General features: G+C 45.7%; 10 protein-coding genes. 4 read left to right on the top strand and 6 right to left on the bottom strand.

Annotation, left to right across the window (positions count from 1 at the left end):
• Positions 1 to 8 precede the first annotated feature (8 nt).
• The 4 genes from H5T88_09695 to H5T88_09680 all read right to left on the bottom strand — a co-directional run bounded on the left by H5T88_09695 (position 9) and on the right by H5T88_09680 (position 8,114).
• Positions 9 to 2,321 (bottom strand): hypothetical protein, encoded by a 2,313-nt coding sequence (locus tag H5T88_09695; GenBank protein ID MBC7330614.1) that lies wholly within the window; start codon positions 2,319 to 2,321, stop codon positions 9 to 11.
• On the bottom strand, positions 2,318 to 4,921 hold the full coding sequence (locus H5T88_09690) for a hypothetical protein (GenBank protein ID MBC7330613.1): 2,604 nt from the start codon (positions 4,919 to 4,921) through the stop codon (positions 2,318 to 2,320). Before H5T88_09690 ends, H5T88_09695 begins: the two co-directional genes overlap by 4 nt.
• A 49-nt stretch (positions 4,922 to 4,970) precedes the next feature.
• Positions 4,971 to 5,735, bottom strand: a complete 765-nt coding sequence (locus tag H5T88_09685; protein MBC7330612.1) for a DUF1559 domain-containing protein — start codon at positions 5,733 to 5,735, stop codon at positions 4,971 to 4,973.
• A 93-nt stretch (positions 5,736 to 5,828) separates the two neighbouring features.
• Positions 5,829 to 8,114: a hypothetical protein gene (locus tag H5T88_09680; protein MBC7330611.1), complete on the bottom strand. Its 2,286-nt coding sequence runs from the start codon at positions 8,112 to 8,114 to the stop codon at positions 5,829 to 5,831.
• A gap of 142 nt (positions 8,115 to 8,256) precedes the next feature.
• Between H5T88_09680 and H5T88_09675 the strand changes: the two genes are divergently transcribed.
• The 4 genes from H5T88_09675 (at position 8,257) to H5T88_09660 (ending at position 15,223) form a co-directional block, all read left to right on the top strand.
• Entirely contained in the window at positions 8,257 to 11,271 is a 3,015-nt protein-coding gene (locus tag H5T88_09675) for a beta-galactosidase (GenBank protein ID MBC7330610.1), read from the top strand.
• A 10-nt stretch (positions 11,272 to 11,281) separates the two neighbouring features.
• Positions 11,282 to 13,174, top strand: coding sequence for a hypothetical protein (locus H5T88_09670; GenBank protein MBC7330609.1), 1,893 nt, complete (start codon positions 11,282 to 11,284; stop codon positions 13,172 to 13,174).
• Between the two features lie 225 nt (positions 13,175 to 13,399).
• Entirely contained in the window at positions 13,400 to 14,443 is a 1,044-nt protein-coding gene (locus H5T88_09665) for a LacI family DNA-binding transcriptional regulator (GenBank protein MBC7330608.1), read from the top strand.
• Positions 14,444 to 14,449: 6 nt separating this feature from the next.
• Positions 14,450 to 15,223 (top strand): prepilin-type N-terminal cleavage/methylation domain-containing protein, encoded by a 774-nt coding sequence (locus H5T88_09660; GenBank protein ID MBC7330607.1) that lies wholly within the window; start codon positions 14,450 to 14,452, stop codon positions 15,221 to 15,223.
• Between the two features lie 40 nt (positions 15,224 to 15,263).
• Here the strand turns inward: H5T88_09660 and H5T88_09655 are convergent, their stop codons facing one another.
• Positions 15,264 to 16,208: a M48 family metallopeptidase gene (locus tag H5T88_09655; protein MBC7330606.1), complete on the bottom strand. Its 945-nt coding sequence runs from the start codon at positions 16,206 to 16,208 to the stop codon at positions 15,264 to 15,266.
• Positions 16,209 to 16,218: 10 nt separating this feature from the next.
• Entirely contained in the window at positions 16,219 to 16,773 is a 555-nt protein-coding gene (locus tag H5T88_09650; protein MBC7330605.1) for a LemA family protein, read from the bottom strand.
• Positions 16,774 to 16,834: the final 61 nt, after the last annotated feature.

Here is a 16,834-nt window from a genome sequence, read left to right as displayed (position 1 = left end):
AAAGCTTTCTATTGCTTATCAGGGATAACCCGATAGATTTTTAAATTATCTATCAATATCGCACCTCTTCCGTGAAGGCTGAAAAATACTGTGTAATCATCAAATTCCTTCGGCTCAAGAATGACGACGCGATGCCCCTCCGCTCCTTTTCTCCCGCTCCAGAACCTTCCCGTCCCGATGTCCTTTTCCCATCCTCCTGTTGGAGAGCGTCCCGCTACTGCGAAGGGATTATCGGGATAATCCAAGCCTTCCTCAATAATACGGTAATCAAACTCAAGTTGATATTTATTTCCCCGCTCCAATTTCACCACTCCTGGACGCATTTGCAATGCCAAGTGCCATTCACCTTTCAAGTTTCGGGAATCAAAAAGGGCTGAGCCCTTTCCATTGATAACCTCCTTTTCGCTGATTGAGGCTCCCTCACCCCAAATCCATTTATCGTTCCTTTCCTCAAAATCCTCCGAGAAAATCAACTCCAGCTTCTCCTTGGGCTCCGCCAACAGCTCCTCCCAAAGTGGAAGCCTTGCCTTCTCTCTTCCTTTCTTAATCTCCTCTTCTACAATTTTGAGCTCTCGTCTAAACGGCTCTAAATGCTCACGCCAATGTCCTTCAACCTGGGCATAGGAGTTCCAAATCTGATTTTGCCTCCAGGGTGGAGGAGAGGAAATCTCGCAGCGCCAGAATCTGACCTTGCCCGGATATAGCTTATTTGCTATCTCCACAACCTTTTCCCAAGCTTTGAGGGATTCTCGCAAATGCCACAGGCAGGAAGCAGACGAATTCTGCCCAAGCTTGAATTTCGCCCATTCTATCGCCGAGCGTATCTTATGGGCGAAATGGAGACCAAGATAAGCGTTGAGCTCTATCCTATCAAGGAGCTGGTTTAAGTGATCTTTTCCCACTGCTTCCCCCCTTAATTTCCCAACCTCATCCAAACATCTCTTTGCGTATCTTTCTATATCGTCGGCTGTTTTTCTTGGAGTGATTGCCTTCTTCGGAATGTTGCCCTTGGCATAATCCCAAATTGAGACGACTTCCAATCCCCAATCTGGATTAGGATAGCATAACCCGAGATTTGGCTTTAAGTAACCTTTCTCATCGGTTGTTTGGACATTCTCAAATATATATGTGGAAAGGGTTGGCATCTCCAGATAGAAGACAAGAGGCAGACCGAACTGGGGCATATAGTGGTCGGTCTGGCTGTGAACTAAGAGTAGGAAAGTGGGAATTATTCTGCTTGCGGATTTCATAGCCGATAGAAGCGATTTGCCCATTCCCGGACAATTATAACGCTCCTCAATCTTCCTTATCCATTCTTCCTCCTCATATCCCTTGCCCAAATCGTAGGCATAGCGGGAAAAGGACCGCTCCGCGAGCCAAGGTTCGGCGATGTAGGTTTCAATGAAGAGTCCCACTCCGTTTTGCTCCTTCAAACTTTTGATTGTCTCCCTTGCCCATTCAGGGTCTCCCCAAAAGAGATAGCCATGCGCTGATTTCGGACCGCCAAGAGCGACCATCGGAGCATTTCCACATTCTCGGCTGAACTTACCAATACGTGGGTCAGCTTTGGGGAGGAAGAACTGCTCATACTGGAGGTAGTGCATGAGTTTCGTATTCGGATAGCTTTCAAGGATTCTTTTCGCATCCCAGGGATAGCTACACCAAGTCCAGAAGATGAGGGCGGGATTGGAACCACTGTCCTTCAATCCGCCCACAATTGCATCCTCAACGAAATCAACGCAATTAGGCGGCGTTTCAGCAGCCATCGTGACAAGACCGAGTTCAGGGTAGGAGCGAAAAAGCTCCGCTACGGCGGCTCTCGTATAGGCTCGGGTTAAGGGAGTATCTGCGCCGAATTCGGGAAGGGAATGGGTTTCAGCGAATTGCGGTGGAAGGCAGATGTTCCAAGTGAGGAAATAAATCTTTATGCCGTGTCGTTTTGCTTCTCCCAGAATCCATTTGAACATCTCCCGATATTTGGAGAGTAAATCGGAGGGGAAATAGCGGGCTTCGGGATATTGAGGGAGGTCAACTAAGGCGGGGTAGGGGTGGGGATGGCAAAATAGGAGGGCATTTATGTGTTGCTTTTCCATATCGGAGAAGAGGTTGCTCCAATAGTTTTTATCAAACCACCACCAATCCGTGCGGAATTCGTTTTGCGCGAATCCCTTCCAGGCATTGTTATACATAGTCGTGCCGAGCCAGAAGGGGAAATTAGTGACCTTCCCCCTCAATTCAAGAGCGGAGGGGAAGGCATGGGTGGTAAGAAATTGTGAGGCAAGAAGAGAGATGATCAATGACAAATTGATATGCTTTTTCATTTTTCGCTTTCCACAATAATCTTTACCGTGGCGATGCTATGGGGGTCAAGGAGTAATTTCAGGGGATTTAGGGTTAAGGGTTGAATTCCCTTTTCTCTTTCCAATAAGTCACATAGCTGTGCTTCCTTGATTTTCACTGGTAGCTTTATCGTCGCTTCAGTTCTCTTTCCCGCTTTCTCCAAGAGCCTGATAACGAACTCGTTCTTCTTCCCGTTTTCCGCTCTTTTTATCGTAAGGAGTCTGACATTTTCGGGTTCAACCTTGATGAAAGAATCCATATTTTCCAGCTTATGAGCGGGATAACCGGGCAATGGTCTATTGCAATAAAGGGGAGGGCAGCAGAATTCACTTGCGAACCGCTCTTGGGCTACGGGGTCGAAATGGTAATTCGTCGTGATGGCAAAGTGGAAGGTGAATTTATCAGGCATTGGATAAGGGCTTCTCAAAAATGAATTCTTTAATTCGTGTATTTCTCCGATATTAAGCAGGACTGAAAACAGAATGGGGATTCTGTCAAATTGGTGAGGTGCCCAGCGAGGAGTGCCAGCAAGCCAAAGAAAAGACTCACGAGAGGATATGACCACTCCATATCCATCACCTTCCCTTATCTCTATCCAGCGATATGCCGGTAGGGAGCTTATGTTTTGAGGAGGAAGATAATCATCCGGAACCTTTCTCGCCTGGAGGGGACCATCTACCCTAATCTGCATCTTTTCCCTATCTATCTTGAATGGGAAGGAAAGGAGGAAGGTTTCTCCCCCAAATTCTCCCTTCTTTAAATCCAGTGTGTTCACAATCTCTATTCTTTTTAGCCCTTCATATAGCCTTATCTCCGTGCGCGAAAGGGGAGAATTTTCCTTCTCTATAACGATTCTTTGCATTAAGTTCCCTTTCTCACATAGGATATTGCAACTAATTCCCTCCTCTTTCTTTACCGCTCCGATATAAGTCTCATTCGTTTTACCTATTAATAGCCCATTAAATATATATTCTTCTTCATTCCCGACGAGCTCTCTCTTCGCTTCCTTATCTAAAATACTCACAATGCGTCCATATGTATCCACCTCTACCCTATAGAACTCGTTCTCAATGAAACTCTCCTCTTGTCTCTTTAATAAGGGAAGGGAACCTTTGCCTTTCGTTATCTCAACCTGCTTATAGCCGAAGGATGGAAGGCTTAGCTTCAGAAAGATATTCTCTTCATCCAAAGCCTCAAACGGAATCGCTTCACCGCTTCGGACATCCCTTACCTCTAATTCTTGTCCCTTTAACTCTTTGGGTAGGTGGAGAAAGACGACATCCTCTCTTTCCCAGGGGAGAGGGTTGAAGATTACTGGACGGTCTTTGCTTACAGGGAAGGTTCTAAGGATGAAGTCTATTATATTGCTTGCAGAGGCATATGCTCTTTCAGCGGTGGCAAGTGATTCCCATTCTCCCTGTTTCACTTGTTCAAGCGTTGCTCCGTAATCGGTAGCCACTCCACCTCCTGCTGTATGTTCGTCGTATTCCCAAAGTGCTCTCCATCCCTTTTCCAAATCGTCCCAAGGATAGGGAACACCGAACTTCATCTCCATCATGCTTGACAATGTCTCAGCAATTGGTAGATATTCCTTTGCCCAGCGGGAGAGGGAATTTCCGTAGCCAAGGGAAGCCCTCACCATTTCCCATAATCCCGACCAATCACCTTTGTAAACAGGAAAATCTCCCTTTCGGGATTTTTCTATTTGGAAGAAGAACTCCTCCGGATTAGCTACGATAACCCCAGGCTTTTGCCCAAGAGAATTCCAATGGCGAGCGCAGGTAAGAACTTGTTGGGCGCCCGCTGAATCCATATTATCAAGGATGGAGGCGAGGACGATAATCGAATCGTGAGGGTAGCCCTCGGATTGAAGTTTTTCCAATTGAGCTTTTATCTTTTTCTCTTGTTCGTCAAGCTTTCCTGCATCAAAATGGCTCAAACCCCAATCCATAGCCTCTATATATGATGGACTTACCCAGGTTAGCACCTTCGCACCACCATCTCCCTCCCAAAGGAAAGGTCTATCTTTGAGGGGGACATCCGCTCCCTTTCCGATGAAGGAATTTATGCCTGTGAGGAAGTAGGGGATTCCGCTCTCTTTCAATATCAAGGGATAAGCGATTGTATAACCTGGGACATCGTTTTGTATTGCTACTTTAGGGAGGGGAAGATTGAGTTGCTGGCAAAGTTTGTAAGTTGGGTAGAAGAGCCGACAGGCTTCCTCAGGGGAGAGGACTGCGGAGTGCATTGTGGCTGGTGCGGCGCAGAGGTAAATTCTTCCCTGTTTGACGAGCTCCCTTAATTTATTTATCTTATCCTCGTCTTTCGTTCTTTTCAGCCATTCCTCAAGTTGCCAACTTGTCTCAATAGTCCATTTCAGGTCTGAGAATTTCTCGCATAGTTCAATAGCGTGGTCTATGCAATGTTTATAGCCGATGCCTACTTCATCTCTTGGCCAATTGAAGCCTATGTCAAGGTGGGTAAAGGTAATGAGATAGATGCGATTTATTTGGGGGTAGGAGAGAGGGATGAGGAGGGTGGAAATAAAAATAAAGGCAAGAAAATGACAGACCTCCTTCATAGGGGGGCACCTCTTTTTCTTAATATTTTGGGGGCTCGCCCCCTTATTATTAATCTGACTGTGGATTGAAATACCTATCGCACTTCTCTAATATGCTACGCCATTGCATCCACTTAGCGTGTCCATCTGCGAATACTAAGTTGGAGCCACCTGTGTGTCTTGCACCTTCATCGTTCTGCCTCTCAGGATAGCACTGGGCGGAACAAGCATTAGCCCAAATCACATGCTTTGCACAGGCGTTCATCATCACGGAATCGCCAGCAGCTACCAGCTCTGCGGGATGAGTCATTGATGCTAATTTAATTCCTCCAATCGGAGGTATTCCTCCACCGCCTCTCTTGATATATGAAAAATCCCAATAGCAAACCAGCCAGTAGTTGAAACCGACATCTATCCAGTGTCCAGCCCATTCAACGGGACAAGGTCTTCCTTTGCTGCCAAGCCAGCGGGTCAAGGGGTCTCTTATTCTGCCAACATTTCCCTCCGCTACCACATCGCTCATATCCGCTGAAGGACAGTCGTATACGGCGATGTTCTTTAAATAAGGCTGAATCTTGGCATGAACTGTGTACATAGGGTCGTCAGCGTTTGAACCTCCACCACAACCCCAGCACCCGAGGAGCGGGAATGTCTCATCCCAATCCTGGACATACATCATAAGAGCCTGCCCTAACTGCTTCATATTTGAGAGGCAGGCGGTTTTGCGAGCCTGCTCCCGAGCTCTGGAGAACACCGGGAATAGTATGGCTGCCAATATCGCTATGATAGCGATGACGACCAAGAGCTCGATTAATGTGAAACCTTTTCTCCGCATTTTTAAAACCTCCTTTTTATGGTTTTCCCCTATTTTGAAAAACAGGAAGACACAAGGGGTCAGCACCTCCCATTTTATTTTTCTATTATAAGCTCATTTCATAATAGCCTCAAGATTCGTGAACTGGTTAAAGGGTCCCAATATTAGTATATCCTTTTCCCTCTTATAAGTTAACTCGGCAACCCTATTTCCTTTGGAATCAAGCAAGAAGACGTGAGTTTTATCTATGTTCCAATTTGAAACGAGCGTTTTCGGTTTTATAATCACCTTCTTTCCAGCTCCAATTCTAATCCTCATTATTTTCCCTCCTTTTACCTCCATCTCAACCTCCACTCCTTGCTCATCGCTGAAGATATAGCCTGGCGCCTTTATGCTCGTTATAATCTTTCCTTCCTTTAACACTCTTTTCTGTTCAATCATTTTACCCTTTACAAAGAATCCATTTTGAGGGAGAAGAAAGCTCTCTCCTTGGTAATTAAATTTGTATGGTTTCTCCCCGAAATTGACTATGACAAATGTGCCATCAGAGAAGACTGTCTTCTGCACATCGTGGTCAGCTGTTAAGAATTCGTGGTTCACCATCTCCTTATCAGCGATTAGCTCATGAAGTTTACAGGTGTTCCGATAGCTTCTAAGGAAAACATCTCTATTAGATGACCAGGTTCTGCTCCAAAGGAGAGGGATTGTTCCATAGAGGATGTTAAATGCGTCCTTCTTAGCTGTAATTTCTGGCGCCGCATCCCAGAGAAAGTCGGTTGCATCGCCCCAATACCAAGTTGTGATTATGCAGTCGTGAAAGACAAGTTCCCAAAGGGGCGCTCGCCATTTATGTCCTATCCCCCACTTATCATAAAGCTCCCATTTGGGCAACTTATTTCCGAATGGGTCGCTGAATTCCTCATCCTTGGACTTCGGGCGGATGAGCTGACCAGCCGGCCAAGAGAAGTGGGCGGGGTTCCCGCTCATCATTCCTTCAACATAATCCAATACCGGAACAGCCCACCATATCCCATGCTCGCTGCCCACCACTAACCCAAGGGAACGAACATAGCGAAGTAACTCCACATTAGCTTCCCTCTTTTCACTTCTCGTTAGAGGATGTCTCTCATCGTAGCATTCATATAGTCCCTCAGCGGTAACTACATCAAGAAACCTTCCTAAGAAGGGATATTTCCTCAGAATATTCGGTATATTCACTTTCGCTGTTTCTATCCAGAGGGCGGGACAGCGCTTGTAAAATTGAAGCTTGGTATCCCAAGTAAATATTCCTTTCATTCTCTCTCCGTTTTGCATAAGTATAACATCTTCTGGAACCCTGCCATGAAGGGGGTCAACCTCGCTTTGACCTTCCTCAAGGGGAAGGATGTCAGTGTATACATCATATTCGCTCGTAACATAACCCAAGGAATTTGCGAACGCTATGTTTGCTGGTGTGCTTCTCCCTTGAATAAGCATCTTCTTAATGCCATAGGTTTTAGCTTCAAGGACGAAGGGCAAGTAAAGGGATGTATCCTCCCGCCAAAGCCCTTCTTCAAACCATACATCTGGAGCGCCAAAGAGGAGACGAAGGCGAGGATTCTTTTTGGTTTTTTCTCTTAATGTAACGAGCAACCCTTTCCCTTCAGCATACGATCGGTATGCTTTAGCGAGGGCTACATAGCCACCTCTGTCAGTGAAGTGATATATGACCTTTCTCTTATACGCAAACTTCCCTTTAGAGGCTTCCCAGCGGATTTGTGGCAAAACAAAATCCTTTCCTTTAAGTTGATAGCGATTGAAGTAAACAATGGCATCGTCGCTTGTTTCAATTATCAAGGCGTAACCGTTTCCCCTCTCAAGGTCGCATATGCCTATCCAAGGCATATCTAATCGGTCAGCTCCCCAACTATCAAAGGGGAATTCAGCAAATGGATAGACATGTCCATTGCAGTAGTCCGCTATAGCGACAACGCCTTTCTCCATCTCGCCCACGAAGGGTTCAAGGAAGTAAAGGTTTTCTATCCTTTCATCTTGTCTACCTATATCTACCGCGATACCAATCTGTGGAGCTTGGGAGGGCATCGTTATTTCAATTTCCACAGAGAACATGGCTCCGCTCGCTGAATTTAAAGTTGTCTTAAAGCTTAGACCATTTGGAATTAATCGGAAAGAGTGGAAAATAGAAGTTGAGGTTATTTTCTCTCTTATTGGCTGCCGCCAAATATAACCAATCCTCTTATCCCTCACGCTCAGAGTTCCTCTCCAATGGTCTATATAAAGGCAAAGGGTTTCGTTTTCCATTCTCCACAGATTTCCTTTCCTCTCCACCTTTATACTCGCGTAAAGGGAAGATAAGAGGAGGCAAAGAATGAAAACAAAGTTAATACCACGGATTGCCATTCTCAATTCTTTATTTGTTCTACTCGTTTGCATTTTATCACCATCATAATTTTAGATGAAATGATAAAATAATGCAAGCGTTTGCTAAAATTTCCTGATAATTATACAAGTATTGGATAAAAATTTCTATAATAAATTTAGTATGCGTAGGGTCATCTATGCCTTACTGATATTCATTGACCTTGTCCTATTACACGGGCAACGCTTTAACCTCTCTAAGCAAACCATTGCTTTTCTGGAATTTCAGGGTTCCATCCCCGAGGATGTTGCCACAAGAGGAATGGGTTATTCGGTTCAATTAAATGGCGAGACGATTATGTTCCCTCAAGGATGGGATAAAGGCTATATCCCTCATTTCATCCCTCTTAAAAAAGAAGGCAGATTATACAGGATTCTCTTCACCGTCCCTTTAGAGCTTAGGAAGGGGAACAACAACTTAATCCTCGCCTCCCGGAATGGAACCGCGAAAATTATTAAATTGCGGGAGAAAATAGACGCTGTTATTGAAAAGAAGGTAGAGCCAGTGGGGACGAATTATATCTTCTACCCAGATGAGTCTCCTAAAATCGTTTTCTCTTTAACCTCTGATAGAAAGATTGCCCTTGATGCTGAACTTATATTTTATGCAGTGTCCCTTGCCGATAATAAAGGGGAAGATGATTGGCGTCCGGGGTTGAGATTCGTTCCTACACAAGTTCTTGAACAAAGGAGATTAAAGCTTGATTTAGCGAAGGGAGAAAAAAATTTTGAGTTTCCCGCCCCAGCTAAGCGATATGGCACTGTTTCAGTATTTCTCGTCCTCTACCAAGGTGAGAAGATTCTTCCTCTCCACATTCTCAATTATGCGGTTGTGCACAAAAGAGACAGGGGATTCAAGGAGGAAGGATTGCTAATGGCGAGCTGTGGAGAGGCAAGTTTTCTCTCCGCTTTGAAGAAAATGGGGATAGATTGGGTGAGAAACGAGGTTGGTTGGGATGGTTTTGAGCCTGAGAAAGGAAAGTTCAATTGGGAAAGATATGATGAGTTTATGAACGAATGCAGAAAAGAGGGGATTTATGTTATGACGCTCACGGAGGGCGCTCCGGAATGGGCTAAACCGAAGGGTGATTTTATTGATATACCTTATAAGGATTTCAAGATAAAGTTGGATTGGTCGCCAGGTAGGGAACACTACGAGGATTGGAGAAACGCTTGGATTGAATATCTCAAGAGATATAAGGATGTGGTCAGGGCTTTGAATGTTTGGAATGAGCCTTGGGAGGGCGAGGGAATAAGTGGTTGGAAATCAACTGGCGAACATTATAGGGAGCTTTTGCGGAGGGTGAGGGAAGCGAGGGATTATGTTGATTCATCAGTCAAAATTGTCGCCGCCGATTCATCCCACAACACCGATTGGAAGCTTTTCTCTGCGGGGATGGAAAAGGAGATAGATGTGCTCTCCATTCATTACGAATTTCCCGTTCAATCATCCTATTCCTTTGCGATGGCTAAATTATATGGGAAGGAGGTCTGGGATACAGAGACTTGGTTGAACTGGATGGGCGATGCCTCCTGTTTGAGAGGTGTGCTCCATGAAATCTCGTTGGGAGCGAGAAAGGTTTCTCCCTTCGTAACAAACCTTCTATTTGATGAGAATGGATTCCCTAACACATCAGTTGCTTGGGCTTCCGCTCTGGCGAGGTTCTTGAACGATAAGAAGTTTATGGGTTCAGCCCATCCGGAAAGACCTCCTTTTGTCTTTCTATTTCAGGGTAAAGAGGAAAATGTGGCTGTTGCGACAACAACCCTCTGGACTCATTATCAATACCGCTATAGCTATCCCTGGGGGCAGTTCTCCGATTGCTCGGTCGTTATGCAACTTCCAAAGAAGGAGGAAGTGAGGGTTTACGATATGTATGGGAACGAGATTAAAATAAGGGAATCAAATGGGAAAATAGAAATTCCCATTGATAGCGCTCCCAAATACATCACAAGCTATATGAAATTTGAGCAGTTTAAGGAATTGCTCTCAAAGGCTACTTATCGAAATCTTCCTCCTGTAGAGATAAAAGTCCATCAGATAGGCAAGCCCTTGGAACGGAATCCCCAACTCAGAATAGATTTAAAGAATGTCCATCCCTTCACTATTGAAGGAGAAATGGAGGTCAGAGCTGAGGGTTTGGGATTTGATAAAAGTAAAGTGAGCTTTAGATTATCTCCGCTTGAGGAACGCTCCTTTTACTTGCGAATAATGAGAAAGACGAAGGAAATGGGGAATAATTACCCTTGTAGCGTTATCGTTAAAACTGAAGAAGGGATTTCCCTTTGGAAAGAGGATTTGGTTGTGGCAATCATCAAGAAAGGGAAGATAGAGGTTGATGGAGACCTATCGGATTGGGAAAAGATAGGAGCTGTTCCAATCATGCTTTCAAAGGTTTCGGGCGTGACTGAGACCTTAAAAGCCTGGTTTCCCTGGGAAGAGTTCTCCCGAAGGGCGCGGGATTTTACTGGCGAAGTAGCTTTTGCTTATGATGAGGAGAATATCTATGTTATGGTGAGGGTGAAGGATGTAAGGAGGGATTTTTTGCCTTCATTATTGAGCGGCAGAAATCTCCACAGGTTCCAGAATCCGCCGGGCGATTATGTTTATTACCAAGTTGGTCCCTTCCCCGGTGCCTCAGGTGATGTCTTCAAGCTATCCCTTTCTCCGTTAAAGGAGCATTATGATAGTAAATACGATGTTTTCCCGCCCAATTCACCCCTTCGGCGTTTGGGGCATTATATCTCCGCGCTCTACCAATATCTCCTATATCCGATAGAGGAGGGTGGAGGAGAAATTATGAGGGTTCGCACTCCGGATTTCTTCTATCTCCATCCTTTACCGATAAATTACGAGTTTTTGGCGAAAAATTGTAGGGTAGAGGGAGGAAAGATAGAGGTGAAGTTGGTGGAGGGTGGTTATATTTTTGAGGCACAGATACCTTGGAGCGAGTTTAAGGAAATTAAGCCGGAAGTGGGAAAGAGGATTAGGATGAGTTTCATAATTCAGAACGGCGATATGGGGAATGTCTTGGAGTTTTCCCGAGATAAAAGCCTATGCGGTATAAATACTTTGGATTTTGAGCCAGGTTGGGGCGCCAAGTATACAGCGGAAACCGAGTTTGAATTCGTGGAGTGAGGTGAATGCTATGAATTTGAGAATTAGAGGGAAAATCATGTGTTTGATTCTTCTCCTCACAATGCTCGCCATTTCTCAGGAATATCCTATTCGCCCCTACATTGACCCTTCCCAACTGGATGTCCCTTGGCCGAAGCACAGCTTTTATAAGATTCCCTGGAGGGCATATCTTGAGACGAGAAGGGGATATGATTTTCTCAATGGGATAGGCATATGCTACAATGTTCCCGAAAACGATGAATTGGCGATTCGCCTCCTTGCGGAGGCGGGTTTCAGGACATTCAGAATAGAGATTGGTTGGGGTAATGTCAGTTGGGATGAAAAGAAGCTGAACAATGAGGAGCGTTTAAGGGAAATCCTTTCCCTATGCAAGAAATACGACATCCGTCCCACCGTTCTCCTCAACGCTCACCACGGCGTTCCCTGTCCCATTCAATTCTTCCAAACCAAGCTCCAGTCCGATGCTCCTAAAGGGGCAAGAAGCGTCCGTCTGGCGAATACCGATAACATAGTTCCGGGAAGGAGCGGTCTATCAAATCTAACCGATTACTGGGCGGCCGAGGTTATAATAACCGAGGTTGATAAATCAACTGGCGAATGTAAATTGAGCAAACCCTTGCCCAAGGATTTGAAGACCAGCGATGATGTGTTAATTGCGACGCTAAAATATCTCCCCCTCCATCCCGTAGGGACGCCTGAATTTGAGGAAACAGCGAATGCTTGGGTGAGGTATGCATTGATGGTATGCGATTTGGTGAACGAGGTAGGGATAAATTCCTTTGATATTGAAATATGGAATGAGCTCACCTTCGGCTCAAATTTCCTTGAGAGAGGAATAAATAATTATTATGACCCTCCTAAAGTGCAATTCAGGGTGGATTTCCTCCATCCGGGAGGACACGCCTGGGAGCTGGCAAGGAGAACGATAGAGGCGGTAAAGAAAAAATATCCTCAGGTTCGTTGTATTTGGGGCTTTTCAAACACAACCTTTTTCCATACACCAATAGAGGAACTACCACCTATGACGGACGGGCAGAGCTATCATCCCTATGGGACGGGAACGAGGAGATTCCCCGAAGATGAGCAATATGGGGATAAGCCTGAGTTGAATTACGATGGCTATACGCCCAAATTCGTTATGAGGATGCCCGAGGGATGGGCACATACATTTATTCAGACGGAGTGTTTAATCCGCCTGATAAATCCCTCCGCCCGCCTGCGGCATCCGTCCCAAACGGAGAGATTTTATCATTATATAACGGAGCACGGCGTCGTTCCGCCAGAGTGTGGAATTAATGACGAAAAAGGAGCTTGGCTTCTTAAGGCGAAGACGGCTCTCCGCTCTTTTTGTCTCTGGTTGAACAAGGGAATAGATGTAATGCACTACTTCTGTGCCTACGACCAGAATCCACTGGGAATGGGGCTTCTCCCTTCCGAGCTTCCCAAATTACCAAAGGATGCGGAGTTTAATAAAGTTGCTACGCTCCCTATGAAAGCGGTGAGGAACTTACTCTCTCAATTCAAGGGAAGCGTTCCCTTAGAGAAGACAGATAAATTGGATGTTGATGTTGTGGGGATAGGGAAGCAGGGAGTCATTTTTGAGGGCGATGCTAACCATCCATCCCTCAAGGATGGAGATGTATTCGCTTTCCTCCCCTTTCAAGTGAATGGGGGGAAATATGTGATAGCAGTATATGTGATGAGCTATGATGTGACGAAAACTTTCAGTGGGGAGAAATACAAGTTAAACATCAAGGGGTTCGGGAAACCGATAAAAAGCGTTCGTTACTATGACCCTCTTTTGGGGAAGGATATCCCCTTAAAGGTTATAAAGAAGGGAAAGGAACTGGCTGTTGAAATATATGCCGTTGATTATCCTCGCCTACTTATAATATCGGGATGAGGACATTAACAGATTTTCCGTTCAATTCCGTAGAGAGGATTTAAGGGAGGAGTAGCTTTGATTTTCAGTAGGGGAGCTATTGATGGGAGGGATAACGCTCACGATAGAGCAAGCTCCGGGTTCGCTTATGATTTTTTATAAAAAGAGGTAGCGAAAGCGAAAAAGTTTCGATTTAAAATATTGACTTATTCTTCCTATATGCTATAATGATTAAGCGATTAATCAATGGCAAGATTAAAGGATATAGCCGAAGAAGCTGGCGTTTCAATAGCGGTTGTCTCTAAGGTCCTGAACAATAGCAGGACCAATGTGAGGGTTGGTGAGGAGTTACGGCGTAAAATAATCAAGATAGCCAAGGAACTTGGCTATCATCCTCATCCGCTGGCCAGGGGATTGGCTAAGGGGAAGACTTACAGCGTGGGAATCATATTCTCTTATCCGCCCCATCTTTTTCTGCGCGACCCATCAGCCTCCCAAATTGTAGCAGCGGTCTGGGATAAATTGAGCAGGTCCGGCTACAACATATTCCTTAAATCGGGGAAGGGTAAGCGTTTGGGCTTCTTCCCTTCCATAAATGACCTGAAGGGAAGGGTTGATGGCATTATAGCTATTGGTCCAGTGAGGGCTGATGACGAGGAAGTGGAAAAATGGAACGAAATGGATGTTCCTGTAATACTTGTGGGAAATCATCCGAAATTTAAGGGGAGCACTGTAGATGTAAACAATGAAAGGGGTGGCTATCTTGCCACGAAATATCTCTTAAGCCTTGGTCATAGAAGGATTGGTCTAATTACGATATCTCAGGAACAGAGCTTCGTTCGGGAAAGATATCTTGGTTATTTGAAAGCATTGAAGGAATATGGTATAGACCCGAGGAGCGAGTGGGTTAAAGTAGCGGAGATTGGAGATGAAGGAGGATATGAGGCTATGATGAGGCTTTTGTCAGCTGCTGAACCGCCCACTGCTGTATTTGTGAGCGCTGGCGTATGCGCGAGAGGGGCTTTAGAGGCGATAAAAGCGGTTGGTTTAGAGGTTCCTAAAGATATATCATTCGTCGCTTTTGATAGGTTTATGGAGAATTTCCCAAGGGAAATCTCAATCACCACAGTGGAATGGTCTTTCTACAAATTGGGTTTGCTTAGCGCCTCCGTTTTACTTAATCTCTTGAAAGGGAAGATAATGGGACCAATTAACAAGCGATTGCCTATTAGGCTTGTAATCGGTGCTTCAACCGATAGACCAAAAGAAAACCAAAAAGAAAGGAGGTGAAACGGAATGAGAAAGCGTGGCTTTACCCTGATAGAATTGCTCGTCGTGATAGCGATTATCGCTATCTTGGCGGCAATTCTCTTCCCGGTTTTCAGCCGGGCGAGAGAGCAAGCACGCAAGTCCGCCTGCTTAAGCCATGCGAAGCAGATAGGCTTGGCAATCCAGATGTACGCCCAGGATTGGGACGAGAAGCTCCCAAGCTGGCTAACTCCCTGTCATGGCGGCTCTCCTTCCGCCCTTACCTGGTGGGAGCAGATAGGTCCCTATGTGAAGAACTGGAAGATATACGAGTGCCCCAGCGCTGGACAAAGCGAGTGGAACTCCAATTGTTGGCCGAGGCAGCCGGAGCCCGGGTTCATAAATAATTATGGATACAATGTTTCGGTTATGTATCCGCCCGGTTCTGCTTCCTCACCTGGTTGTCCTATTCACGATAAACCTATTGGCAGCCTATCTGCGATGCAAGCTCCCGCGGAAACACTCGTTGTCGCGGATTGTCTGCAGAATTTCATACAGCCTCATCAGTGGCTTACGGACATATGGGGGCTTCTCACAAATGTTATCTTAGCTAATATGTGGGGAGGTTCCTCGCCGGAGTTCACCTGCGGGTGCCCACCCACGGTAGTAGATATGGAAGCGGCAGCGAAGAAGTATAGCAGGCATACCGATGGAGCAGTGTTGATATTCGCCGATGGGCATGCGAAGTGGTATCAATGGAACCAGATTAGAGAATACAGCAGAGGCGGAACTATAAGGGCTTGCGCTGCCTCCATCTATTGATGGTCTGGGGGCGATACCGCAAGGTGTCGCCCCCTAAATTTTATACTGCCATCTGCTTCAATAGTTCTATCCTCTTCTGAATAGGTGGATGGGTGCTCCATAGGTCAGCCCAGAATCCTTCCGATTCCCCTATCGCCCTCTTCAGAGGGTCAGCTATGAAGAGATGAGCCGTAGCAGCGCTCCCCAATTTCCCCGCTGGCGCCTTAGCTATCTTCTCCAAGGCGCTTGCTAAACCAAGGGGATTTCTCGTGAACATAGCGCTATGTGCATCCGCTATATATTCCCTACTACGGGATACCGCGAGGAAAACCAGTTTGGCTATTATGGGAGCGACTATTAGAAAAAAGAGAAAGAGTATGAAAAACAAACAACCCGCCCTATTACCTACTCCTTCTCCTTCTTCTCCTTCATATCCCCTCATGTATTGAAGACGCCAGCCGATTTCACAGAGGATTATTATCGCTCCCAGAAGAGCTGCTGTAATCGTCATCGTGAGGATGTCTCTGTTTTTTATATGTGCTATCTCATGCCCTATGACTCCCTGTAATTCCTCTCTATTTAATAAATCCAGAAGGGAGCTAGTGACACATATGGAAGCGTGTTGTGGGTCTCTTCCAACAGCGCAAGCGTTGGGAGCGTCGCTATCAATTACATAAACCCTTGGGCGAGGAATGCCCGCAGCAATTGACATCTCCTCAACTACATTCAGGAGGGTCATCTCTTTTATGCTTTCCAGGTTCAAACCGCGCGCCCCCAAGGAGCGAAGGATGATGTTATCTCCCTGATAATAGGATACTATGCTCTGAATCGTGGCGATGAAAATGGCTATGGATGTGAAGAGAGGAAAGGAAAATTTACGGGGAAAGTGCAGGTAGAAATAATCAACGAGGAATCCGATGAGCCCGAGCAGGATGAAGAAGAAGAAGATTAGGAAAAAGGTTTTCCTGCTATTAGCCTCCGCTATGCTATAAAAGGTGACACTCATCCCCCGAAATTCAGATTCTCAAATCTACGCTTGGCGGTTGCGCTTCTTCCTCTACCTCCATTCGGAAGAAAGGTTTGGGTTGAAAGTTGAAGAGGCTGGCTATTATAGAATTGGGGAAGACCTGTAGCGATGTGTTGTAATCCATAACCATATCGTTATAGAATTGGCGGGCGAAGGCGATATTGTTCTCGGTATGGGTCAGTTCCTCCATCAGCCTCGCCACCTGCTCGTTTGCCTTCAGTTCGGGATAGTTTTCCACGAGGGCAAAGAGCTGGCGGAGTATCCTGCTGAGTTCTCCTTCTGCTTGTCCCGCTTCCTCTATTCCTCCTGCTCTAACCGCTCTGCTCCTCGCCTCCATTACCTTCTCCAAGGTCCCCCTCTCATATTTCATATAGCCCTTAGCCGATTCAACGAGGTTGGGGATGAGGTCGTGTCTTCTCTTCAGCTGAACATCTATTTGGCGCCAGGCGTTGTCAACCCTAACCCGCTTCCTAACCAGGCTGTTGTAAATGGCTATTGGCCATACGATGAAGATAAGCACCAGCAGGACAACGATGATTACCACCGCTCCTGTCAATCTTTTCACCTCCAAGTAAATTGTAAAGAATTTTGTGAAAAATAACAAT

The organism is bacterium, assembly GCA_014360495.1.
GTDB lineage: Bacteria > Armatimonadota > JACIXR01 > JACIXR01 > JACIXR01 > JACIXR01.
Note: the sequence above shows the minus strand (reverse complement) of the source record. Positions and strands in the feature narration are given on the sequence as shown.